General features: G+C 46.2%; 20 protein-coding genes and 1 riboswitch. Of the genes, 16 read left to right on the top strand and 4 right to left on the bottom strand.

Translation table 11 applies throughout. From position 1 onward, the window contains the following. Positions 1-118: 118 nt before the first annotated feature. From brnQ to KB186_RS01275, 6 genes are all read left to right on the top strand, one after another. Complete coding sequence (gene brnQ, locus KB186_RS01300; RefSeq protein WP_173607725.1) at positions 119-1474, top strand: branched-chain amino acid transport system II carrier protein; 1356 nt, start codon at positions 119-121, stop codon at positions 1472-1474. 131 nt (positions 1475-1605) lie between these two features. Continuing rightward, positions 1606-2811 carry a DUF418 domain-containing protein gene (locus tag KB186_RS28385; RefSeq protein ID WP_232772951.1) on the top strand — a complete coding sequence of 402 codons (1206 nt, stop codon included), beginning with the start codon at positions 1606-1608 and terminating at the stop codon, positions 2809-2811. 219 nt (positions 2812-3030) lie between these two features. Next, the gene (locus KB186_RS01290; RefSeq protein ID WP_232772950.1) at positions 3031-4443 is read left to right on the top strand and encodes an FMN-binding glutamate synthase family protein; all 1413 of its coding nucleotides are present in this window, start codon (positions 3031-3033) and stop codon (positions 4441-4443) included. A gap of 6 nt (positions 4444-4449) precedes the next feature. Continuing rightward, positions 4450-5244, top strand: a complete 795-nt coding sequence (locus tag KB186_RS01285) for a YqjF family protein (protein ID WP_232772949.1) — start codon at positions 4450-4452, stop codon at positions 5242-5244. Positions 5245-5371: 127 nt separating this feature from the next. Further along, positions 5372-6547, top strand: coding sequence for an acyltransferase (locus tag KB186_RS01280; protein ID WP_221868648.1), 1176 nt, complete (start codon positions 5372-5374; stop codon positions 6545-6547). 61 nt (positions 6548-6608) lie between these two features. After that, positions 6609-7508: a DMT family transporter gene (locus tag KB186_RS01275; protein WP_232772948.1), complete on the top strand. Its 900-nt coding sequence runs from the start codon at positions 6609-6611 to the stop codon at positions 7506-7508. Between the two features lie 133 nt (positions 7509-7641). Here the strand turns inward: KB186_RS01275 and KB186_RS01270 are convergent, their stop codons facing one another. Next, positions 7642-8949: an aminotransferase class I/II-fold pyridoxal phosphate-dependent enzyme gene (locus KB186_RS01270; protein ID WP_232772947.1), complete on the bottom strand. Its 1308-nt coding sequence runs from the start codon at positions 8947-8949 to the stop codon at positions 7642-7644. A gap of 178 nt (positions 8950-9127) precedes the next feature. Here KB186_RS01270 and def point away from each other — a divergent pair, with 178 nt between their 5' ends. The 3 genes from def (at position 9128) to KB186_RS01255 (ending at position 10948) form a co-directional block, all read left to right on the top strand. After that, entirely contained in the window at positions 9128-9688 is a 561-nt protein-coding gene (def, locus tag KB186_RS01265; protein WP_232772946.1) for a peptide deformylase, read from the top strand. Then, positions 9685-10695 carry a homoserine dehydrogenase gene (locus tag KB186_RS01260; protein WP_173607718.1) on the top strand — a complete coding sequence of 337 codons (1011 nt, stop codon included), beginning with the start codon at positions 9685-9687 and terminating at the stop codon, positions 10693-10695. Before def ends, KB186_RS01260 begins: the two co-directional genes overlap by 4 nt. Before the next feature lie 100 nt (positions 10696-10795). Next, positions 10796-10948, top strand: a complete 153-nt coding sequence (locus KB186_RS01255) for a hypothetical protein (RefSeq protein WP_173607717.1) — start codon at positions 10796-10798, stop codon at positions 10946-10948. 64 nt (positions 10949-11012) lie between these two features. Here KB186_RS01255 and KB186_RS01250 read toward each other — a convergent pair whose 3' ends face one another. Further along, positions 11013-11801, bottom strand: a complete 789-nt coding sequence (locus KB186_RS01250) for a CAP domain-containing protein (RefSeq protein WP_173607716.1) — start codon at positions 11799-11801, stop codon at positions 11013-11015. 7 nt (positions 11802-11808) lie between these two features. Continuing rightward, a riboswitch (cyclic di-AMP (ydaO/yuaA leader) is annotated at positions 11809-11965 on the bottom strand. Between the two features lie 84 nt (positions 11966-12049). Then, entirely contained in the window at positions 12050-12394 is a 345-nt protein-coding gene (locus KB186_RS01245; RefSeq protein ID WP_232772945.1) for a rhodanese-like domain-containing protein, read from the bottom strand. 430 nt (positions 12395-12824) lie between these two features. Between KB186_RS01245 and KB186_RS01240 the strand changes: the two genes are divergently transcribed. Further along, positions 12825-13028: a cold-shock protein gene (locus tag KB186_RS01240; RefSeq protein ID WP_007729289.1), complete on the top strand. Its 204-nt coding sequence runs from the start codon at positions 12825-12827 to the stop codon at positions 13026-13028. Between the two features lie 166 nt (positions 13029-13194). Here KB186_RS01240 and KB186_RS01235 read toward each other — a convergent pair whose 3' ends face one another. Beyond that, positions 13195-13566 carry a hypothetical protein gene (locus KB186_RS01235; RefSeq protein WP_229088072.1) on the bottom strand — a complete coding sequence of 124 codons (372 nt, stop codon included), beginning with the start codon at positions 13564-13566 and terminating at the stop codon, positions 13195-13197. A gap of 207 nt (positions 13567-13773) precedes the next feature. Here KB186_RS01235 and KB186_RS01230 point away from each other — a divergent pair, with 207 nt between their 5' ends. The 6 genes from KB186_RS01230 to KB186_RS01205 all read left to right on the top strand — a co-directional run bounded on the left by KB186_RS01230 (position 13774) and on the right by KB186_RS01205 (position 21938). After that, positions 13774-14496 (top strand): 2-phosphosulfolactate phosphatase, encoded by a 723-nt coding sequence (locus KB186_RS01230; RefSeq protein ID WP_232772944.1) that lies wholly within the window; start codon positions 13774-13776, stop codon positions 14494-14496. Between the two features lie 80 nt (positions 14497-14576). Continuing rightward, positions 14577-16166: a catalase gene (locus KB186_RS01225; RefSeq protein ID WP_232772943.1), complete on the top strand. Its 1590-nt coding sequence runs from the start codon at positions 14577-14579 to the stop codon at positions 16164-16166. 142 nt (positions 16167-16308) lie between these two features. Further along, entirely contained in the window at positions 16309-16884 is a 576-nt protein-coding gene (locus KB186_RS01220) for a TetR/AcrR family transcriptional regulator (protein ID WP_232772942.1), read from the top strand. Between the two features lie 76 nt (positions 16885-16960). Continuing rightward, on the top strand, positions 16961-19075 hold the full coding sequence (locus KB186_RS01215; protein WP_370646640.1) for an RCC1 domain-containing protein: 2115 nt from the start codon (positions 16961-16963) through the stop codon (positions 19073-19075). Between the two features lie 335 nt (positions 19076-19410). Further along, positions 19411-21321: a putative bifunctional diguanylate cyclase/phosphodiesterase gene (locus KB186_RS01210; RefSeq protein WP_232772940.1), complete on the top strand. Its 1911-nt coding sequence runs from the start codon at positions 19411-19413 to the stop codon at positions 21319-21321. 158 nt (positions 21322-21479) lie between these two features. After that, positions 21480-21938 (top strand): GreA/GreB family elongation factor, encoded by a 459-nt coding sequence (locus tag KB186_RS01205; protein WP_047068594.1) that lies wholly within the window; start codon positions 21480-21482, stop codon positions 21936-21938. Positions 21939-21948 lie beyond the last annotated feature (10 nt).

The following is a 21948-nucleotide window of genomic DNA, read 5'->3' as shown; positions in this document are numbered from 1 at the left end:
TCTATTGCGAATGAAGTGTGAAAAATCTTTCAATTACAACTATGGCGTTGCTACTAGCGAAGGAGCGCAAAAGTTGATAGAATGCCTCTCAATAAGATGGGAGGTAATATACACGTCGATGATAACCTTGTCTAAGAAAGAGATGCTGCTGGTCAGTTTTATGCTGTTTTCGATGTTTTTTGGTGCAGGAAACCTTATTTTTCCACCCTATCTGGGTCAAGAGGCTGGTTCCCTTGTTTGGCTGTCGATTGCAGGCTTTGTACTATCTGCTGTTGGTCTTCCTATTCTTGGTGTGATTGCTATCGCAAAGGCAGGGAGCTTTTACCAATTGGCAAGTCGTGTTCATCCAAGCTTTGCTCTTATTTTTCCTATTTTGATTTATGTGTCGATTGGACCCGCACTTGCCATCCCGCGTGCAGGCAGTCTCGCTTACGAGATGGGAATGGCACCGTTTTTGCCGGCACAAGCCGCTGATTCCACCTGGAGTCTTTTCCTCTATACGCTTGTATTTTTTGGCATTGTCTTTTGGTTCAGTCTGACTCCTTCCAAATTGATTGATCGTTTTGGGAAAATATTGACGCCTACACTATTGACAATGATTGCATTGATCTACATCAAGAGCTTATTCACACCACTCGGTCCAACGGGGGTACCAGCAGGAAAATATGCCACCAATCCGGTTGTGCAAGGTTTTCTGGACGGGTATTTAACGATGGATGCTTTGGCTGCACTCGTATTTGGAATCGTGATCGCCAATACACTGCGGAGCAAGGGAATCGAGGACAAGAAGCAACTGTCAGCGAATATGATCAAAGCAGGTCTCGGAGCAGGCATGTTGCTGACATTCATCTATGTCGTTTTGGGATTGCTGGGTTCATCCGGTGCCTCTTTAGGAAGACCGGAGAATGGCGGGCTACTCCTGACAGCAATCATGAGGCAGCTATTTGGGACAAGCGGTACGCTGATTCTTGGTGTCATCTTTACCGTTGCTTGCCTCTGTGTATCAATTGGACTCGTAACTTCTTGCAGCCAATACTTTCATGGACGATTCAAAGGTTTGTCTTACAAAGGATGGGCGATTATTCTCTGTGTCCTGAGTATGGGGGTTGCAAACCTGGGACTATCGGAGATTTTAAGTGTATCTGTCCCCATTCTGGGAGCTATTTACCCGATTGCTATCGTACTCATTTTGCTGGCGCTGCTAGAGCGCTGGATACCTGCGCATTCGTCTGTGTATATGACGACTGTCGCAGTTGTGACGGTTTTTGGTATCGTGGATTTGATGAATCTTACGTTTTTTAATCAGGGCTGGAACGATATTTTGGGTGTCCTTCCGTTTTATAAGGAAGGTGCCGGTTGGATCATGCCAGCGATATTTGCTGGTTTTGTCGGTGTTCTGCTCGACCTTCGGAAAAGGACAAACCGCACAGGAACAGGAACAACAACAACAACAACAACTTCCCCATCAAAATAAGGCAGCATGTAGAGAGGGCTTCGTTTTTGCGAAGCTCTCTTTGTTGTGGAAGAAGCATTTGTTACTTTTTCCGAGGTTCATCCGTATTAAAAGTGTTAAAGCTTAAGCAGCAGTTGAGGAGGTTCATTGACGTGAAAGTAGCACCTGTAGCGGAAGGTGAGCGCATTCGACAGCTAGATGGGATTAGAGGCTTTGCCCTTCTGGGGATTGTGCTGGTGAATATGCCGTCATTTTTATATCCCATCATGTTCTTGCCAGATGCAGGGATGGTCAATACCCATTCGGAAATGGATAGTTGGATACGGCTTTTGTTTAACATGTTTGTACAGGCGAAGTTCTACACCATCTTTTCGTTTTTGTTTGGGGTAGGTTTTTTTCTGTTTATGCATCGCGCCGATAGCAAACAGTTGCCTTATCGGAGTCTGTTTACTCGCAGATTATTCGTGCTGCTGATTGTGGGGATGGCCCATCTTGTTTTCCTCTGGTACGGAGACATTCTTCATACGTACGCCTTAGCTGGTTTTCTTTTGTTGCTGTTTTACCACAGGCAAGAAAGTACGATCAAGAGATGGGCGTGGACGCTTTTGGTTGGTATGCAGGCCCTCTCTGCTCTGACTCTGACCGTTCCTGAGGAGCTCGTTCCTATACCAGATCAATCACTACTCATTCAAAAAGCTATCGATGCTTATACCAATGGGTCGATGATCGAGTGGTTGCAATTCCGGGTTGGTTACGAAATTCCGCTCGTTCTTTCCTTTGAGTTTTTTGTCATTCTATCGGTATTTCCTCTCTTTTTATTCGGATTCTTGGCAGCCAAGCGGGGAGTATTCGAGAGGACGGAAGATTTTATTCCAGCCATCCGCCGCGTTTGGTGGCTCGCACTGGGCCTGAGTGTTGTGCTTGTACCAATGATTCCTCTTGTTCAGTTTGGCGTTGTAAAATTTCCTGCCTCAATCTGGATCACCGTTCAAACATTTGTTACATGGAGCGGTCTTAGTCTATGCGCTTTTTACATCACATCACTGCTGCTTCTTTATCGGAAAGAGAGCGGCAAGCGCATGCTAAAGCATTTCGAACCGGTCGGCAGAATGGCGTTAAGCAACTATTTGAGCCAAACCATCATCGCCGTGTTGGTTGTGCGTGTTGGACATTTTTACGGAACGCCTGCGTTGGCTCTCGGATTGGTGTTTAGCTTGGTAATCTTCACTGTGCAAATCTTCGTTAGTCGCTGGTGGCTTGCCAACTATCAGTTTGGTCCGGCAGAATGGCTTTGGCGCTGCTTGACATACGGTAAATTTGTACCAATGAAACGAAAAGGAGGATCTCATGCGATTTGACACTCTCATGACAATTGCTGTCGTGCTTGTGCTGACGTCCTGTTATTTTTATTTGTGGAGAAGGCTTGGCTCGAAAACGTCCAGTTAATTTGGACGTTTTTTTGTTCCTTCAGCGTCAGGGCGGCATCGGATAAAAGTGGAAGGATTGGGGCAAAATTTTCCTATCTCACAACCCGAGTAAGTAATAGCAGCGCTCTGACAGTAGGAAGGAGAAAGAGGATGGCGGGCAACTGGATTCCGTTTTTGATCGGCTCCTTTGTAGGATCAATGGTAGCACTCATCGTGGTGGGACTGCTTTTGATCTGTCTTTTTCGTCCTCTTACCCAGTGGGTGCTCGCCAAGTTTATGAAGCGCATTATGTCAGACCGCTATCCGGAAAATATTTTTGAGATGGTCTCTGCAATGACCAAAGTCAGTCCACGTTACGTCCTGGAGAACAGCTTGCGAGCAGCTGCTGGACAAGCTATCGAGCGTCCTTTCGGAAGTCCACGTAAGTTCTTGAACTTCGATAGCTTGATATTTTCGCCTGCACAGCTGGCGAAGATGCCTTCGAGTGAGGATACAGAAGTGGATATGAAAATCACGATTGGACCCATGGCAAAAAAGCCGTTAACTTTGGACATTCCGCTCATGGCAGGGGCCATGGGATACGGTATCGGTGTAAGTGAGGATGTGAAAATCGCGATTGCCAAAGGAACGGCCGCCGTAGGGAGTTTGACGAATACGGGTGAAGGTCCATTACTGCCGGAAGAAAGGAAATTCGCCAAACATCTGATTCTCCAATACAACTCGGGAAAGTGGGCAAAGGAGCCGGAAATTTTGCGACAGGCCGACGCCATCGAAATCCATTTTGGGCAGGGGGCGACTGCAGCTGCCGCGAGCTTTATCCCCGCTGAATATATCAAGGGAAGAGCTGCTGAAATCATGGGGGTTCAGGATGAAGAAATGATCGTCATTCCTTCGCGGCATCCGGAAGTAACAAAGCCGGAGGATCTAAAGAAGCTCGTAGACAAGCTGCGCACCATAACAGACGGCGTTCCGATCGGCGTCAAAATCTGTGCTAGTGCCATTCTTGAAAAAGACCTGGAGATTGTCATCCAAGCCGGTGTAGATTTTATTAGTATTGATGGCGGACAAGCGGGGACAAAAGGAGGACCTCCCATTCTGGAGGATGATTTCGGTTTGCCGACGATTTATGCGCTGACCCGCGCTGTGCGCTATTTGAAGAAAAAAGGTGTAAAAGAACGGATTACCTTATTGTCCGGGGGCGGATATAATACCCCGGGGGAGTGCTTGAAAGCGATTGCTTTGGGAGCGGACGGCATCTTTATGGGGACGGCTGTTTTGTGGGCGATGACTCATGATCAGGTGACAAAAGCCATACCGTGGGAACCACCGACAGAGCTAACCACCTATCCAGGAAGCTTGAAAAACAAATTCGACCCCGAATCAGCTGCGAAATACTTGACTAACTTTTTTCTTTCGTTTGTGGATGAGATGGAAATTGCCATCCTCGCGCTGGGGAAAACGTCTCTTCGTGAAGTGACCGCTGCGGATCTCGTCTCACTCGATGAGATGACGAGCAAAGTGACGAAAGTACCCCTTGCCTATCATTCATCCTCTTCCAGTTAGAATCGCTTGATCGACGTACGAATGGGAGGGATTCGTATCGAACAGAAGATCATCCAAATCAAGTCGCCCGCACAGTATAACGGATGGACCATGACGCAGACGTGGGAGCATCTTCTTTTTTTACATTGGGCAATTTCCCCAGCGTCTATTCGAGCACTGATTCCAGCAGGACTTGAACTCGATACCTACAATAACATGGCTTGGATCAGTATTATCCCGTTTTTGCTGAGTGGCGTGCGTCTGCGTAGGATGCCATCCGTACCATTCACGACGACTTTTCCTGAAATCAATGTTAGAACGTATGTGAAGGGGAAAGGGAAGACGGGTGTGTATTTTCTTTCTCTGGATGCGTCGAATCCTTTAGTGATCAAGATTGCAAAATTTTGGTACCGACTGCCGTATTATCGGGCCCAAATGGCTTTTCAACGCCAAGGGGATGAGATCGATTTTACCTCTCGACGACTATCTGGTCTACCTCAGTCACCCTCGTTCGAAGGCAGCTACCAGCCTCTCAGTGACAAATTTTTGGCAAAAGAGGGAACGCTGGTGCATTGGCTAACAGAGCGATACACGCTCTTTTGCAGGTGTAGCAGAACGAAGCAATTGATGTTTGCGGATGTAGTACACGAGCCGTGGCAGCTACAGGAGACAGCATTTCATATTCGTGAAAATGCGATGACCGAAAACCTGTCGATCCCACTCACGGATTCTCCACATTTAGCACTGTATTCACGTGGGGTACAAAGTCTGATTTGGCCGATTCGAAGTCTAGCGGATCTATCTTCGGATCAAGGTGGATAGTAGTGACTGATACTGCTCCAAAGGGTATCAGTCTTTTTGATTTGAGGCTTGCCAGACTGACTTTTGGTCGGTAAGATGGAAGGTAGCACTTTTTTTCGCAAGAACAGGAAGGATCTGGTATTTGGTTATGGCTCGAAAAGAACGAATTGGTGAGTTGGATCTGATCCGGGCCTTTGCATTCTTGGCTGTGGTTTATCAGCATGTCATTGGTGTGTACATCCGTGAGCCGGGTCTGACAGAGCAGGTGTCGATCATCTACGGAATGTTGTTTCATTTGCTAAAATTCGCGGTACCAGCATTCATTTTCATCACGGGTCTTGTTTTGTTTTACAACTACGCTGAAAAAGTGAACTATATTTCCTTCACGCGTAAACGGATAATCGAGATTTTGGTCCCGTATGGAATATGGTCGGTGGTCTATCTTTACTTGATGGAGAAGCCTTTGGGTGAGGGAGCAGCGTTCGTTTGGAATGTAAGCAAAAATTTCCTGACAGGTACATCCTCGTATCATCTGTGGTTCGTCGTGATGATTTTTCAGTTCTATCTTTTGTATCCGTTTTGGCAAAGAGTATTTGAACTTTTCCGCAGATTCGTGACAAGCCGCTTTCGTCTCGTTCTCGCTCTTGGTGTCACCGGATTGATTTATGGGGGCCTCATGTGGTTTTCAGCGCGGTACATCCCGGCGCACGGTTTTCGGTTCGATATGAATTGGCTTGATACGTATTTCATCAAATACCGTGATCGAAATGCGTTCTATTATTTCTATTACTTTTTGTTCGGTGGTTTGGTCGCCTTCACGTTGCCTGCGTTTCGTACCATGCTGAAAAGATACTGGTACTGGATCATCATTTCGGTTGGTGTCCTGTACGCAGTCATTGGCTATGAGCTTTTCCGTGAATCAGGGCAAGGCCAAATCAATTTAAACGAAGCGACATCCTTGAAACCGTCCATGTTCCTCTATACGATGGCTTGCTTACTGGCTGTGTACGCTCTCTGCCTATGGGTGAGCAAAAAGCAGTCCAAATGGACACATTGGCTAGGACTCCTTGGGAAGTATTCGTACGGAGCTTATTTGATTCATGCGCTGATCTTGACATACTTGATGAAGTTTTTGCGCGAGCTTCAGCTTTTTCACACGGGCGTGTGGGGGAGTATGGTAGCATTCGTCTTGTGCTCCATTCTTTCATTTGCCGTATCATATGGGCTGGGAAAACTACCGTTTGGTTCCTGGCTGGTGGGGGCAGCAGAGAAAAAGACAAAAAAGGTCCCGTCCTCTCAAAAAGAATGGCAAAACGCTGGGTAATCGCAGGCAGTTTGGCCAGATGCAGAGAATTGTTGGAGCTTGAAGGGAGAAGCGAGACGTCATGCTGTTAGCTTATATACAGTTAGCCATGGCTATGGCCTTGGTCGGAAGCAACATCTCCATCGGAAAAGAAATTGTTTCCCATGTTCCCGTGTTTTTGTTTTCGGAGCTGCGCTTTTTGCTCGCGATTGTCATCCTATTGCCGTTGCTCGCTATGCGTGGAGAATGGAAAATGTCTTGGAGCCGTGAGGAAGGCAAGGTGTTATTCTGGCAGTCGTTTTTCGGCGTTTTTTTGTTTAGTATTTGCATGCTGTACGGTGTTCAGTGGACGACTGCTACTGCAGCCGGTATCATTACGAGTACGGTACCTGCCTGCATCGCTTTGTTTTCGTTCTGGATTCTCAAGGAAAAATTACACGCCAACAGCTTAGTGGCGATCGGTCTTTCTGTGGGCGGCATCGGCTTCATTACGTTCACAGGAAGTGGAGGGGAGCAAAACTGGGTAAGCATGCTTGGAAATTTGCTCGTGTTTTTTGCGGTCGTCAGCGAAGCGCTTTTCACGATTTTCGCCAAAAGACTGTCTGGGAAAATTACGCCTTTTCAAATGACGACTGCGATTAATGTCATCAGCTTTGTCTTGTTTCTTCCGTTTGCGATCTGGGAAAGCTTGCGGTTTGATTGGAGTGCCGTACCTGCACATGTATGGTGGCTTCTTGTGTACTATGCGTTTACGGCCAGCGTCTTATCTTTCATTCTCTGGTACAAAGGAGTGGAGAAGGTGGAGGCTTCCAAAGCGGGTCTGTTCACCGGAATGATGCCGATAAGCGCTGCTCTCGTGGCTGCCTTTTTCTTGAACGAAGCATTTACTTGGATGCATGGGGTGGGGATGATCCTGGTGCTCGCTTCCATTTTTATCGGAACACAGCAGCCTCGTCGTATGCGTTCGTCGATTGAAAGCTAATAAAATAGCATGATGGAACAGGTCTCGGAAACCCTCGTATTTATACTTCTTGGGTATTCGGGGCCTTTTTGAAAGAAAACGAAAAGCGCCCAGACACGAGGTCCAGACGCTTGTTCAATAGAGCAAGCTACATTTATTTGGTCAATGCCTTTTCCAAATCTTTCACACCGCTGTAGACTAGTTCGAACAAGTCCGCAATGTTTTCTTCTTCAATGCAAGAGAAAGCGATACGCAAATCGGTTTGACCGAGAGCGATTGTACCTACGCCATACTGTTCCAGCAAGTGCTGGCGCAATGCTTCCGCTTCGACAGTCTTTAGCTTGAGGCACATGAAGTAGCCAGAGTTGAATGGATAGTAGGTCCACACGTCATCGTATTTACCGCTGTCGAGCACTTCCTTGGTGCGGTTGGCGCGGCCTTTCATGATATCGAATTTCTCTTGCTTCTGTGCTTTGTACTCCGGTGCAGTGATTGCCTGTAGGACGAACGTTTGGGAAGGATGTGATCCGCTGGAAAGAGTCGCACGGATGATTCCCATTGTCTTCTGCTCCAAAGCGCTGAGCAAGTCGCTGGATGGGGATGCATACGTAATGAAGCCAACACGGAAGCCCCATACGTAATCCTCTTTAGTAGCCCCATCTACTTTTACAGGCAGAATGCGAGGGTGAACGTCGCACAGGCTAGCGAAGAGAGATTCGTGCATCGAATCCTCGAAGAACAAGCCGAAGTACGCGTCATCCGTTACGGCAACAATGTTGATCCCAGCCTCTGCGCCTTCTTTTAGTGCAGCGACGATTTGTTTTCCTTCCTCTGGACCTGGTGTATAGCCAGTTGGGTTATTCGGGAAGTTGAGTACGACGATGGCTTTGCCTTTGTCTTTTTGTGCGAGAATGGCATCACGCAAAGCAGCAGCATTAAATTTCATCTCGTCGTTATACAATGGGTAGTAGACCATTTCCGCACCACGGCGGATCGAAAACGTAAGCTCGTAGTTTTCCCAGTTTTTGTCCGGGATGATGACGCTGTCGCCGCTGTCAGCGAACAAGTCAGATACGATGCTCAGACCATGGGTCAATGCGTTTGTAACGATTGGGTTACTAAACGTATGATTAGCCAGTGCAGGCTGTTCCTCGATCATTTTTTTACGCCATGCTGCACGCAGCTCAGGCTTTCCTGCTGGGGGAGCATATTCGTAAATGTCTTTTGGCTGGTAAGCAGATAGGTTATCCTGGATGACCTTAAGGTGCATCGGTTGACCATTTTCCAGTGCAATCCCGATGGTTGCATTGTACTTTTTCGCTTTTGCTTTCGCTTCTGCCGACTGGCTGAGAATCCCCTCTTTAGGGAAATAAATCAGCTTGGCGATATTGGATAGCATTTCATACACGTGGGGGTTTTCTCGTTGGATGGTTTCGTTCAGCGTTGATGCTAATGAATGCATGGTAGCCTCCCTTTTCATATACAAACATCTATCTTTACCAATAAAGATAGCGTATCTACATGCATTTGTCACCCTTGCCCAACGGGATATTTCAGATTTTACGAGGTTCCTTTTGACAGCGAGGACCTGATTTGCTACCTTGAAATCGAAAACTGACTAATGCGGGAGGGAGAAGCAAATGGCTGAACGCAGGATCGTTCGCCTGGGGGACCCTGTCTTGCGTGAAACTTCAAAAAGAGTACTATCCATTACTCCGCAGGTCGAAAAGATATTGGATGATATGGCCCAAACGATTTACGCTGCGAAAGGTCGAGCAGGCTTGTCTGCGATCCAGATTGGCATCCCGGAGCGTTTAGTCGTGATGGATTGCGGTAGCGGCTTGATTGAACTAATCAATCCGGTGTTGGTGGAAAAATCCGGTGAGCAGGTAGGGCTAGAAGCTTGTCTTTCGATACCAGGTGTTTTTGGAATCGTTCGTCGGGCGAATTATGTCAAAGTTCAGACGCTGAACCGCCAAGGACAAACAAAGACAATCGAAGCGGAAGATTTCCTGGCTCGGTGTATTCAGCACGAGATGGACCATTTGGAAGGAATATTGTTTATTGATCATACGGAAGAGATCTACTCAGCGAAAACAGGAAAGAAACTGAATCGCAAGGATTTGCTCCGGATACAAGATAAAAGTAGAAAAAATGGTGGAAATAAGCGACGCATAAACAGCAAGGAGATTGACTCATGAAACGTTGGAACATTATGTTAACAGGCTTCGGAACAGTAGGACAGCAGGTGGCTCGACTGCTGGAGCAGCGAAGGGAGAGGTACCGCGAGCTATATCAAGCGGATGTCAGACTCGTGGGAGTCGTTCGTTCAGCTTCCGGCCTCTACGATGAGAACGGAATCGATTCGGGAAAATGGGCAGACTATGCTCATACAAAACAAACAAGGAACCCATCTTGGAACGCGCTGGAATTTATCAAGTCAGCTCAAGCAGACGTGCTCATCGAGGCAGGTCCATCTGAAAAAGAGGGCGGACCCGGTCTTACTTTTATTCGTTATGCTTTGGAGAATGCCATGCATGCGATCGCCATTTCAAAAGGCGCACTTGTAGTCGATTATGCTGGCTTAGCCGCTCTTGCCAAAAAACATGGCGTCGCATTGAAAGGGAGTGGAGCAACAGCAGCAGCTCTGCCGACGATCGATCTGTTGCAGTATAACTTGGCAGGCTGTGAAGTAAAACGCGTCGAAGGTATTTTTACGGGAACGACAAACTTCGTGCTCACAAAAATGATGGAAGAGGGGCTCACCTGTGCAGAAGCAGTCGAGCTCGCTCAGAAGATGGGGATTGCCGAACCGGACCCTTCCTATGATATCGATGGATGGGATACAGCTTCGAAGCTCACGATCTTGGCAAACGCTGCTTTTGATGCGCAAGTAAAACTAACCGATATAACACGCGCAAGTATTCGCGAAATAACCTCGTTACAAATCGAGGCGTGGAAAAAGCACTCGAAGATTCCCAAGCTGATCGGAACGATCCAAAAGGAAGCGAATGGCACGGTATCTGTCGCAGTAGATTTATGTGCGGTGGATCTTACCCATCCATTTGCATCTGTATCTGGTACGACAAAAGCCATACGGGTAGAAACAGATGTCATGGGGGATTTATTGGTCGTTGGAGGAAAATCAGATCCTGTGGCGGCAGCGGCGGCTGCCTTAAAAGACCTTGAACATATTATAAGCAGATAGGTTCATTTGCATGTGCTTCCAGTGTTCCTTAGGAATGAGTCGTTTAGAACCGCGTGCATACTAGGGATGTACCACCAATAACGGTGAGGGGGCCATACGGATGAAACAATCGTCTGATGTCAATGCCGAGCTGCAGCAAGTATCTGCTTACCCAACGAAGCAAGAAATGAATCAAAAGGATGTTGCTTTGCTCAATGAGCAGGAAAGCTGCTGTACCCCCAAAAAACAGGCGGCAGAAGCGAAGCGAAAGTAACGCGTACACGAAAAAGCCGGGTCTCGATTACGAGACACCGGCTTTTCGTTTATCAGGCAGTGTTCTACCCGATAAATTCTTGTACCCAGTAGCCATTTGTGAAGCCTACACCAATTTTTGTGAAATCAGGGTTCATAATGTTTTGGCGGTGGCCTTCACTGTTCATCCATTGTTGCATAACTTCTTGTGGACTCTGTTGACCCATGGCGATATTCTCGCCTGCAGTCGAGTACTGAATGCCATACTGCTTCATCATGTCAAATGGAGAACCGTACGTTGGACTGTTGTGGTCAAAATAGTTGTTAGCAGACATATCTTGTGCTTTTGCCAACGCTACTTTGGACAGTGCCGCATCCATTTGAACAGGTTTGAGACCTGCTTTTGCACGTTCTTGGTTCACCAAATCCGCGACTTGTTTCGCAAAATCACCAGTTTTAGCTTCATCCGCTTGATTTACCGGAGCGGCAGGCTGAGTGACATTATTGCTAGGTTGTGCTGGTGCCGTTTGAACTGGTGCTGGTTGTGCTGGAGCTTGTTGTACGGGTGCTGGTTGGAAAGTTCCTGGTTGAATCGGGCAAGGTTGTACAGGTGTTGCTTGTCCTTGCTTAACAGGTTGCATTGGCTGTACTGCTTGTGGCTGGCCAGGAACAAAGCCTTGTTTTTGGAAAAAGTTAAAGAACTGTTGTGCATTTGGTGCTTTTTGGAATTGTCCCATATTTTGACCCGCATTGAATTGGAATTGTCCGTTCTTCAATGGGCAGTTAGATGCTGCGGAAGCAGAAGAAGCAAACCCTGTCAAAGCCAAGCCCAGACCAAGAGTCATCGCGATTGTAACAGAACCAAAACGTTTCATTAAACAAATCTCTCCTTTTTTTGGCCTACGAGGTTAGTTGTCGGATTCGGATTGAGGAAACAACCCTACGCCAGTTCGGCGATTCACCCCAATGTGGAATAACTCATCCACAAAAAAGTCCCCCGCACTTCCTTTTCAAGAGGAAGTCTCGGCTTATTTCGTTTGGCATGAACAACGATATCAGACAATCCCAATCGAAATAAAGGAGTAATATATGGCAACTAGCTAGAATCGTTGATAAATTAGGCTCATTTCGCTTTGTTTGATTGTTCCTTCCATGCAGTTAAGCCGCCTTCCAATGCATTCGCATGAAAACCATGCTCACGAAGCAGAGCCGCAGCTTTTTGAGCTTTGTTACCTGTTGTACATAAGGTAACGATCTGCACATTTTGCGCGAGTTTTTCGGTTTCTTCATCAAGTGGCTTGTCCTGTTCCTTCATAAGAAGATAAGGGACGTTTCGCGCCGACGCGTTTTCGTGAACGAGGCTGCCGGAAATAAATTTCTCGGCGTCGCGTACGTCCAATAAAAGTACAGGCACTTTCTTTTCAAGCATTTCGGATAATTGAATGGTTGTCAAAATATGATTTTCCAATGTAATCCCTCCCAATCCTATTGTAACAGAGTACCGCTTCGTCCAGAATAAGGCTGAACGGTTGCTTTTATTGGACAACCATGGTAGAATGAGGTTGCTACTTGGAAAATTGATACCTAATCATTCATCGAGGTGTTTGTATGCTGATGGATAACATTTTTGAATCCCCGATTCACACTGGCGCGGTCATCGGAGCCGCAAGGATGGAAGAGAGGAAGGGCTTTCATTGTTTTAGGTTTTCAAAAGGTTTAGTTTTTAATTTTGCAGTTCCGTCCTATGACATTCATATATTTGCTAAGTAAGTAAAATTCACATATCATGAAGGCGTATCACAGCACATGATTTGGTATTTCTTCATGATATGTGAGCTTTATTTGCTTCGGTAAATATGACTAGCATATTCAAATTGAATTTTTGGAGGTTTTTTTAGATGCAAACGAACGGAACAGTAAAATGGTTTAACGCAGAAAAAGGTTTCGGTTTCATTCAAGTAGAAGGCGGAGACGATGTATTCGTACACTTCAGCGCAATCCAAGGTGACGGTTTCAAAACTTTGGACGAAGGTCAAAAAGTTCAATTCAACATTGTTCAAGGCAACCGTGGCCCACAAGCTGAGAACGTAGTAAAACTGTAAGTCTCCTTTTAAAAGAAACTGTCCTTTCGAGGGCAGTTTTTTTGTCGTAGAACATAGAAGTAAAAAGGCGTTGGGATAGTCCCCAGCGCCTATTCGTGCATGCGAATCATTAAAAAAGGAACTATGGCGTCCCACCATAATTCCTCATTTTCTTCCTGCAAAATAGTTAAATACAAGTTTCGATATCGACAGTTTGGAATTGACTGTCAAGAACGGTAAGACCAACAACTTGACCGCCGCCGATAGAAGTACGGCCATAAGTGGTGAGAAGGACATTTCTGTTGTTTTCTGCTACGGTAAGGCGAACTTCATAGTGGAAAGAAGCGGGGACAAGCGCATTGAAAGCAGTGCGAGTATTCGCAGGGATAAATTGCGTAATGTCAAGCAAGGTGCTAACTGGATTCGTTTGCGTAACGGCGTTACCCCAGTTCAATACTTGCACACGTACTTCAACCTCTTCTGTGTTCAGGTTTACCAGGTCGAGGTGAGCAGTGACAGCTCGGGCGAGGTTATTTTGCAAAATACCAGTCGTTCTCACCGTATTTCTTCTTGGGCGTCTGTGATTTCTGCTTTCAGTATTACCTTGATCGTCGTCGTATTCGATTTCAGACATCCATGTTCACTCCATTCTTGTGTAATCTAGTGGGACAATAATACGATATTGTTTCTTGTCTTGATTTGTAACGGCGAACGTAAGGGGACGAGTAACTATTTTTGATAGAGGACGGTGGAGGGTTTGGGAGAAATGCCTGTATACAAGCAACTAGACTATACGGCTCGATTTGATTGGGGATACGAAGGGGTGGAACAGGTCGGAGCAGCATCGGATATGATCGTGATTATCGATGTACTCTCGTTCAGTACGTGTGTAGATATCGTAACGGGACGTGGGGGTATCGTCTATCCTTATCAGGTACAGGATGAGTCAGCCATTGCATTCGCCAAACAAAAAGCAGCGCTGCTCGCTGGAAAACGCGGCGAACCAATCTCCCTTTCGCCAGCCTGTCTGAAAACGGTTCCGGTGGGAAGTAGAGTGGTGTTACCCTCACCAAACGGATCGACCTGTACCGTGTTGGCAAAGAAAACAGGGGCGAGGGTGGTCGCTGCGTGCTTGCGTAATGCGCTATCCGTAGCCAGATACATACAGCAGCAGAAAGGAACGATAACGGTCATTGCTTGCGGTGAACGGTGGGGAAATGGAGCATTGCGACCCGCTATTGAGGATATGATTGCGGCAGGTGCGCTGCTTCACGAACTAGAGAGGTATCGTTTGTCACCAGAGGCTGAAATGGCGGTGGCAGCCTTTCGATCTGCTCAAGGTCTTCTTCCCGCTTACTTGCAGAAATGTGCTTCCGGCCAAGAACTGATCAGTATGGGCTACCTAGAAGATGTCTCACTGGCAGCGGAATGGAATCAGAGTGGCTCAGTTCCAGTGCTTAACGATGATTTTGCGTACGAAGCGATTTAGTCTTTTCGCATAAAGAATCCCTCATTCGGTAACCATGGTTATGAACCACACATGAGAAAAACTGGATAGGGAGGATTCATATGGATGACAGCAGAAAGTCCATCAACCAGGCAGAAGAAAATATCCTGACGAATCGTCAAGGCCATCCGATCACAGACAACCAGAACTTGCGGACAGTGGGAAATCGCGGGCCAACCGTTCTGGAGAATTACGACTTTCTTGAAAAAATCACGCATTTTGATCGAGAGAAAACACCTGAACGTGTCGTGCATAGTCGAGGTGCAGGAGCACATGGCTTTTTTGAAGCGTATGGAACCGTAGGTGATGAGCCAGTTTCTACATACACGAGGGCAAAGCTGTTTTCGGAGCGTGGGAAAAAAACGCCTGTGTTTGTGCGTTTTTCTACGGTTAATCATGGCACGCATTCGCCCGAAACATTACGCGATCCACGTGGGTTCGCGGTGAAGTTTTATACAGAGGATGGGAACTGGGATCTGGTTGGCAATAACCTCAAAGTTTTTTTCATTCGGGATGCGATGAAGTTTCCTGATCTTGTACATGCATTCAAGCCTGATCCTGTCACAAACATCCAAGACGTGGAACGGATCTTTGACTTCATCTCGAACACGCCTGAGGCTATGCATATGATTACGTTTTTGTTCTCCCCGTGGGGAATACCAGCGAACTATCGGCAAATGCAAGGCTCTGGCGTAAATACGTACAAGTGGGTAAACCATGAAGGCAATGCGGTCCTGATCAAGTACCATTGGCAGCCGTTAGCGCAAGGGATAAAGAATTTGACACAAAAACAGGCGGAAGAGATCCAAGGGAAAAACTTCAATCATGCCACACAAGACTTGTATGAAGCGATTGAGCGAGGAGAATATCCAGAGTGGGAATTGTGCGTCCAGATCATGAGTGATGACGATCATCCTGAGCTCGATTTTGATCCGCTTGATCCAACGAAAATATGGCCCGATGATCAGTTCCCGTTTCTTCCGGTAGGCAAAATGGTTTTGAACAAAAACCCGGATAACTATTTTGCAGAGGTCGAGCAAGCAGCTTTTGGGACAGGTGTTTTAGTGGATGGACTGGATTTTTCTGATGACAAGCTCCTGCAAGGAAGGACCTTTTCTTACTCCGATACGCAACGCTATCGGGTCGGCGCCAACTATTTGCAGCTTCCGATCAACGCGCCCAAAAAGCATGTCGCTACCAATCAGGAAGGCGGCCAAATGCTGTATCGAGTGGATCGGACGCAGCGGCATATTAACTATGAGCCATCAACGATTGGCGGATTGCAGGAAGCCAAGCAAGCAGCTCCTGATCATCAGCCAGAAGTGGAAGGGAAGGTCGTTCGTCAAAAAATTGATCGCACCAACGATTTCAAACAAGCGGGAGAACGTTATCGCCTCATGGAAGACTGGGAAAGAGAAGACCTCATTGCCAATCTGACGGATGCACTTCTCTCCTGTGATCCTCGTATTCAAGAGAAAATGCTTGGCTACTTCTCGCAATGTGACGAAGAGTACGGTCAGCGTTTGAAAGCTGGAGTTGCACAGGGCAATGGCGGAAATAGCAAAGAGATGGGCGGACCGATGGGGGCAACAAATCCTGGAGCGGCTGTCAAGGAAGCCGAACAACAGTCCCGTCCGTCCAAGCCTTACTGATGACCCGAGAACAACATTACCGAATGAACAGTGGAGCTTTGCTAAATCCATGGCAAAGCTCTTTTTGTATCCTGTTGCAATTTTACTTAACAATCAGTAGGCTAAAACGTATCGGATTGATTTACCAAAGGAGACGTCATTCATGTCAAAAGATAATAAAACACATCAACATATTGTAGATGCAGCCTTTCAATTGTTTGCGGAGCATGGGATTGAAAAGACAAGTCTAACGATGATTGCTACTGAAGTAGGGATCACGAAGCCTGCGATTTACTACCACTTTGCATCAAAGGAAGCACTTCTCGATTATTTGTTTGATCAACTGTTTGGATACTATACATTCTCCCATTTTTTCACCGTTACTGATTTTACAGCTGACAATTTCGCGGAACTCCTTATCGAAACTGGGTTGAAGCTATTGCCGAGCGAGGAAGAGGATTATGCGGTTTTACGTGTCTTCAATCAATTTCTGCTGTCTGTCAGTCAAAAAGAGAAGTACCGAGACAAGCTGCGTCTGATGCAAGAAGATTTTTTGCAGGGCTTTACCTCCTTACTGGAGCGAGGGATAGAGTTAGGTGTCGTCAAACCTGATCGTGTCGTAGCAAAAGCTCATATTCTAGCACTCGTCGTCGATAATATCAGTAATTACATGCTGATGGGAATTGAGCTAGATCAGAGGGAAATCTGGACTGAAACAGTGGGAAGCGTACTAAAGTAATCGAAAAACAGTGACGCAATTCGAGTTTCCAGCGTCTTACAATTGTTTACATTAGACGATGGCGAGGAGATTCATGATGGTACGAAAAAAGAAATGGGTAGCACTGTTGAGCTATACCGCGGTACTCTCCCTATTGACGACGGGTGGGGTCTTTGCTGCATCCCCTGCGAAGGTAGCTTCCCATAAAGTAGAAGCTTCGGTTGATGCGAAGGGCAATACCGAGGTGAAGCTACAGGCTTGCAGTCAAGATAATGCGAAAGCGGATCTTTCGAGCATAACGACGAAATTCTGGAAACCGTTGGAAAATAAGCTGGTACTGGAAGGGATTACTTCGATTGCAACAGGCGTCATTTTTGATGAAGCAGGCTATGGGTGGAGGCCAGGCATTTCTTATGCCTTCACCGAGGATGGGGAAGTGTGGAAATGGGGCTTTCAATCTGACAAGAAGTATGAACCGCACAAGCTAGCCGGGATCAAAGATGCTAAGCAAGTCATGACGGATTATGTCCTCACGAGCGCCGGTGAAGTATGGCAGATCGATGAGAAGAAAGCACCAGAAAAACTGGCCGGTCTGGACAAAATCAAGAACATTCAGCAGATCGACCTTCATGACGGCGTACTCTTTTTACTGAAAGAAGACGGTACTGTATCGAAATGGGAAAAAGGAGCGAAAGCAGCCGAAAAGGTGACGAAGCTCTCGAATATCCGTGAAATGTATAGCTCAGCTTTTTCCTTGTTTCTAGTAGATGACCAAGGGAAACTGCTTTATCTCGATGGCAAATCCGGAGAGCTGAACACAGAAAATCTGCAGGTCATGGATATCCCCGGGAAAGTCAAACAGGTAGCCATCGATTATACGGATCGCGCCTTGATCCAAACAGAAAAGGGCGAAATGTACAGCTACAATGCAAAAGAAAATGAAAAAGTTGTGCGTGCTGCTCATGCAGATGGTGCGATGCGGATGGCAGTTGGTGGAGAAGGATTGTATTTGATCGTAAAAGCGGACGGAACGGTTTGGGGTTGGGGACATAATACCCTTGGAATGCTCGGTGCGAATCTGGAAAATGATCTGGAGGAGCCTGTCAAAATAGCAGGTCTCTCAGATATTACAGACGTAAAAGCTGGTACCGACCATGTGATTGCTCTCGATAAAAAAGGAAACGTCTATTCATTTGGCAGCAATATGACAGGACAGCTGGGGAGAATTCCTGTTACCTTTGACAAATGGACAGAATTTGGCGAATTACGTGATGTAAAACAGGTAGTAACTGAGCTGGATCAACCGTACTTCGTTCGGAAGGATGGTTCTGTATGGAGTTTTGGCGCAGATCGAGTGCCATATGAAGTGAAAGGACCTACCAAAGTAAAAACGATGGATACTATCCTGGATTCTCCGGTTACCTTGAATGAGAACGGACAAATCCAGTTGTGGACCAGTAAATTTAGCAATTGTGAGACATTGGCATTGCCTTCTCGCATCAAGGATTTTGTTGGTGGGGAGGAGCATCTCTTATTGCGTACGGAAGATGACCAATTCCTGACAGTAGAATTCAGCTTCGATTCCGCAGAACGCGGAGGGGTATATGTCATCACGAACTTGCGCCCACAAAAAGTGGAAACCCTCCAAATCGATTCAAAAATGGCAGCGGATGTGACCAAGCTTTATGCTAATCTTTATACGTTTTTTGCTGTGACGAAAAATGGCCAGGTATTATACGCAGAACGGAAGAATGATGAGCCGTTCACTTCATTTGCACAAATAGCAGGTTTGGAAGGTATTCGTGAGCTAGCACCGGAGTATTTTGTCCGTTATACAAAGGATATCGCATCAGTTTGGGCAATCAATGATGCAGGCAAGGTTCAGGAAATTCAAGTTTACCCTGAGAGCGAAGGAAAAGATGCAGGAGCTATCAAAGTGAAGCTGGAACCCAAATCGGAAGAAGGCATTGCCATGATGAGCGGACGTTTGCGAATTACCAAGGATGGGCAAATATTCGAGCATGATTGGGAACCACTTCAAAAGCAAAAAGTGGCGGCTCCCGTTAGACTAATTTCCTCCTCGTACAACTATGGTATCGAAGGACCAGGCTCGCATTATCATGTGCTGGTTACTGAAGATGATAAGATCGTATTAATTGGCAATAATCCATACGGAAAAGGTGAGCATCAACCGGGTATGGTCAGACAATAAAAGACGGGAAGAGATGGCACAGTGGGAACATTCATTTTCCACTGTGCTTATTTTTTCCCGTTTTTAGAATGAAGGTGATCTGGCGAGATGATCCAGCGACAGCGGAGCAAATAATTGAGCGTTTAGCTGACGCATTTGAAAATCATGAAAAAGTAGCGGGAACATTCAAGTCTGTACATAAATCGTCCAGACTTTTTCCTTTTCACCGAGAGGGAGATTCATCATTGCCATGGATAAACATGGGAGGACAATGTAGAATTATGTCGAATGTATATTTGTGAATAAGCATGAGCCTATACGCACGTTGGTTCTATGGAAAAGGAGAATCTATGTAAATGCAGAAGTCATCAAATTCGTCCAAAGAAAACAGCGCTGCATGCTGCCAACCGTCGAATTCGCCGGCAAACGATTCTGCACGGATATTAATAGAAGGAAACACCGAAGTTATCGCACAAATGAACATGATTAACTTGACGGAAGAGGATTTGCAGTTAATCGCAGCGTTTCGCCCTGTCATTGAGACTGAAATTGAGCAGATTACTTCTTCTTTTTATGAATCGATTCTCCATGTGGACTCTTTGAAACAAATTGTGATGGAGCACACTACCGTTGAACGATTACGTCAAACCTTAAAAAATCATTTAATCGAGATGTTTGACGGCCGGATGGATCCTGCCTTCATTGAAAAACGCATGAAGATTGCGATGGTCCATCGAAAAATCGGGCTTCCTCCCAAATGGTACATGGGTTCTTTTCAAAACCTATTAGGTACACTCATGCGAATAATAGATGATCGGAAAGACGTTTATCCTGACTCAAAAAAATTGGTTCATGCTATTACAAAGCTGCTCAGCTTTGACCAGCAATTGGTTTTGGAGGCTTACGAAGACCAGACACGTATGCTGGAGCAGCGTGCCAAGTCGATGATCGAATATCAGGCGTTCCACGATGAACTAACCGGCTTGCCGAACAGAAGAAAGCTCCATCAAGCCTTGCAGGAGGCGATTGGCAGCAATAGCGAACAGGGTACGCGATTTGCGGTGCTGGTACTTGACATCGATCGTTTTAAAATGATCAATGATTCTTTGGGCCATACGTACGGGGATCGCTTTTTGCAAGAAGTGAGTGATCGGATCAAAAAAAGCGCGGAAGGATTCGATGTGACGATTGCCCGTATGGGTGGTGATGAGTTCACACTGATCTGCCAAAATGTCGAAGATGATTACGAGTTTTCGACGTTGGCTGAACGGGTGGTCAAGGAAATCGAGATCCCATATCTCTTGCAGGGAAAAGATTATTATGTCTCGGCGAGTATTGGTGTCGCGGTGTATCCCGATCATGGATGCAGTGAGGAGCAATTGCTCAAAAATGCTGATGCTGCCATGTACGAAGTGAAGAAAAACGGGAAGAACGGATTTCAGTTTTTTACCAATGAGCTCGATGACCAAGTGTTGATGCGTATTGAACTGGAGAGGGATTTGAGAAAAGCGGTAAAGAATGACGAGCTGGTTTTGTACTACCAGCCACAGATTCAAACGGGGATCAATCAGCTTATTGGCGTGGAAGCGCTCGTCCGATGGAATCATCCGACAAAAGGAACCCTGTCACCTGGCGTGTTTATCCCGATCGCGGAAGAAACGGGCTTGATCTTTGAGATAGGCATGTGGACATTAAAGGAAGCCTGCAAGCAAATGAAAAAATGGCATGAGGCGGGTGGACCCTTGATTCCCGTTTCAGTCAATCTGTCCTCTCGTCAGTTCCACCAACCCAATCTCGTAGGCTATATCCGACAAATCCTTGTGGAGACTGGACTCGAACCGCAGTACTTGGAATTGGAAATAACGGAAAGCATGATGATGGACGCAGAGCTTTCCACAGAAATTTTAAAGGAATTGCACGAATATGGCGTGAAAATTAGTCTGGACGACTTCGGAACAGGTTACAGCTCGCTCAGCTACCTCAAGCTGCTACCCATTCACAAACTAAAAATTGATCGTTCGTTTATTACAGATATCACGATGAATCCGAGTGATCAGGCGATCGTCGCAACGATCATTTCCATGGCGAAGCATCTAAACATGAATGTCATTGCGGAAGGAATCGAGACGCAGGGACAGTTAGATTTTCTCACAGAGAATGCTTGTAAGGAAATCCAAGGGTATTACTTTAGCCACCCACTACCCGCAGCGGAAATGGAAGAAGCACTCTTCATGCCAGTTCGCGAGCGTTTTGACCATCCTTTGTAAAGCATTTCTAAACAGTCGATGGAATCATTTTGAAATTATTGATACAATGATAAGAGTCCCTTCGGGGGCTATTTTTTTAAGGAGGGTTTTTCCGATGATGAAGAACATTACGCTCATCAAACATGTTTATGAAAAGCAACTGGGGGGTGAAATCTACTATGAACCCTAGTATTTTGAACGGCACCAGAAATCATCTGATCAACCAGCTTGTCTTTTTTGACGAGCAGTATTCACTTTTTTACGATCAATATGTACGCAATTATGGGAAAGAAAAGCAAGCCATCGATGAGATTGTCGAGCGTTACAAGCAAACACTTGAAAGCCTTTTGGCAAAAGAAGACAGCGCACTCTTTCAATCGCTTAAAGCAATTACGTTATTAGGCAGCAGCGTTAAAGTGCTATTTGAAGAAGATCAATTTGAGGAGTCATTTACTGTGGTTTATCCCACAGACATTGACCCGGATAACAACAGAATTTCATTCTTATCGCCGATAGGCAGGCAACTGCTGCTAGCGGCTCCACACGATTCTGTTGTGCTGGAGAGCCCTGTTGGCAGGCAACAGGTGCAGGTTCGGGAGATAAGCTTTACATATATGGGGGGATTCTCGTCACCTTAGGAATCTACCC

Source organism: Brevibacillus sp. AF8, from assembly GCF_021270385.1.
Classification (GTDB): Bacteria; Bacillota; Bacilli; order Brevibacillales; family Brevibacillaceae; genus Brevibacillus.
Note: the sequence above shows the minus strand (reverse complement) of the source record. Positions and strands in the feature narration are given on the sequence as shown.

Coding starts and splice junctions, on each gene's coding strand:
- brnQ (WP_173607725.1), top strand. CDS start 119: ATGATAACCTTGTCTAAGAAAGAGATGCTGCTGGTCAGTTTTATGCTG.
- KB186_RS01290 (WP_232772950.1), top strand. CDS start 3,031: ATGGCGGGCAACTGGATTCCGTTTTTGATCGGCTCCTTTGTAGGATCA.
- KB186_RS01280 (WP_221868648.1), top strand. CDS start 5,372: ATGGCTCGAAAAGAACGAATTGGTGAGTTGGATCTGATCCGGGCCTTT.
- KB186_RS01275 (WP_232772948.1), top strand. CDS start 6,609: ATGCTGTTAGCTTATATACAGTTAGCCATGGCTATGGCCTTGGTCGGA.
- KB186_RS01270 (WP_232772947.1), bottom strand. CDS start 8,949: ATGCATTCATTAGCATCAACGCTGAACGAAACCATCCAACGAGAAAAC.
- def (WP_232772946.1), top strand. CDS start 9,128: ATGGCTGAACGCAGGATCGTTCGCCTGGGGGACCCTGTCTTGCGTGAA.
- KB186_RS01260 (WP_173607718.1), top strand. CDS start 9,685: ATGAAACGTTGGAACATTATGTTAACAGGCTTCGGAACAGTAGGACAG.
- KB186_RS01255 (WP_173607717.1), top strand. CDS start 10,796: ATGAAACAATCGTCTGATGTCAATGCCGAGCTGCAGCAAGTATCTGCT.
- KB186_RS01250 (WP_173607716.1), bottom strand. CDS start 11,801: ATGAAACGTTTTGGTTCTGTTACAATCGCGATGACTCTTGGTCTGGGC.
- KB186_RS01240 (WP_007729289.1), top strand. CDS start 12,825: ATGCAAACGAACGGAACAGTAAAATGGTTTAACGCAGAAAAAGGTTTC.
- KB186_RS01230 (WP_232772944.1), top strand. CDS start 13,774: ATGCCTGTATACAAGCAACTAGACTATACGGCTCGATTTGATTGGGGA.
- KB186_RS01225 (WP_232772943.1), top strand. CDS start 14,577: ATGGATGACAGCAGAAAGTCCATCAACCAGGCAGAAGAAAATATCCTG.
- KB186_RS01220 (WP_232772942.1), top strand. CDS start 16,309: ATGTCAAAAGATAATAAAACACATCAACATATTGTAGATGCAGCCTTT.
- KB186_RS01215 (WP_370646640.1), top strand. CDS start 16,961: ATGGTACGAAAAAAGAAATGGGTAGCACTGTTGAGCTATACCGCGGTA.
- KB186_RS01210 (WP_232772940.1), top strand. CDS start 19,411: ATGCAGAAGTCATCAAATTCGTCCAAAGAAAACAGCGCTGCATGCTGC.
- KB186_RS01205 (WP_047068594.1), top strand. CDS start 21,480: ATGAACCCTAGTATTTTGAACGGCACCAGAAATCATCTGATCAACCAG.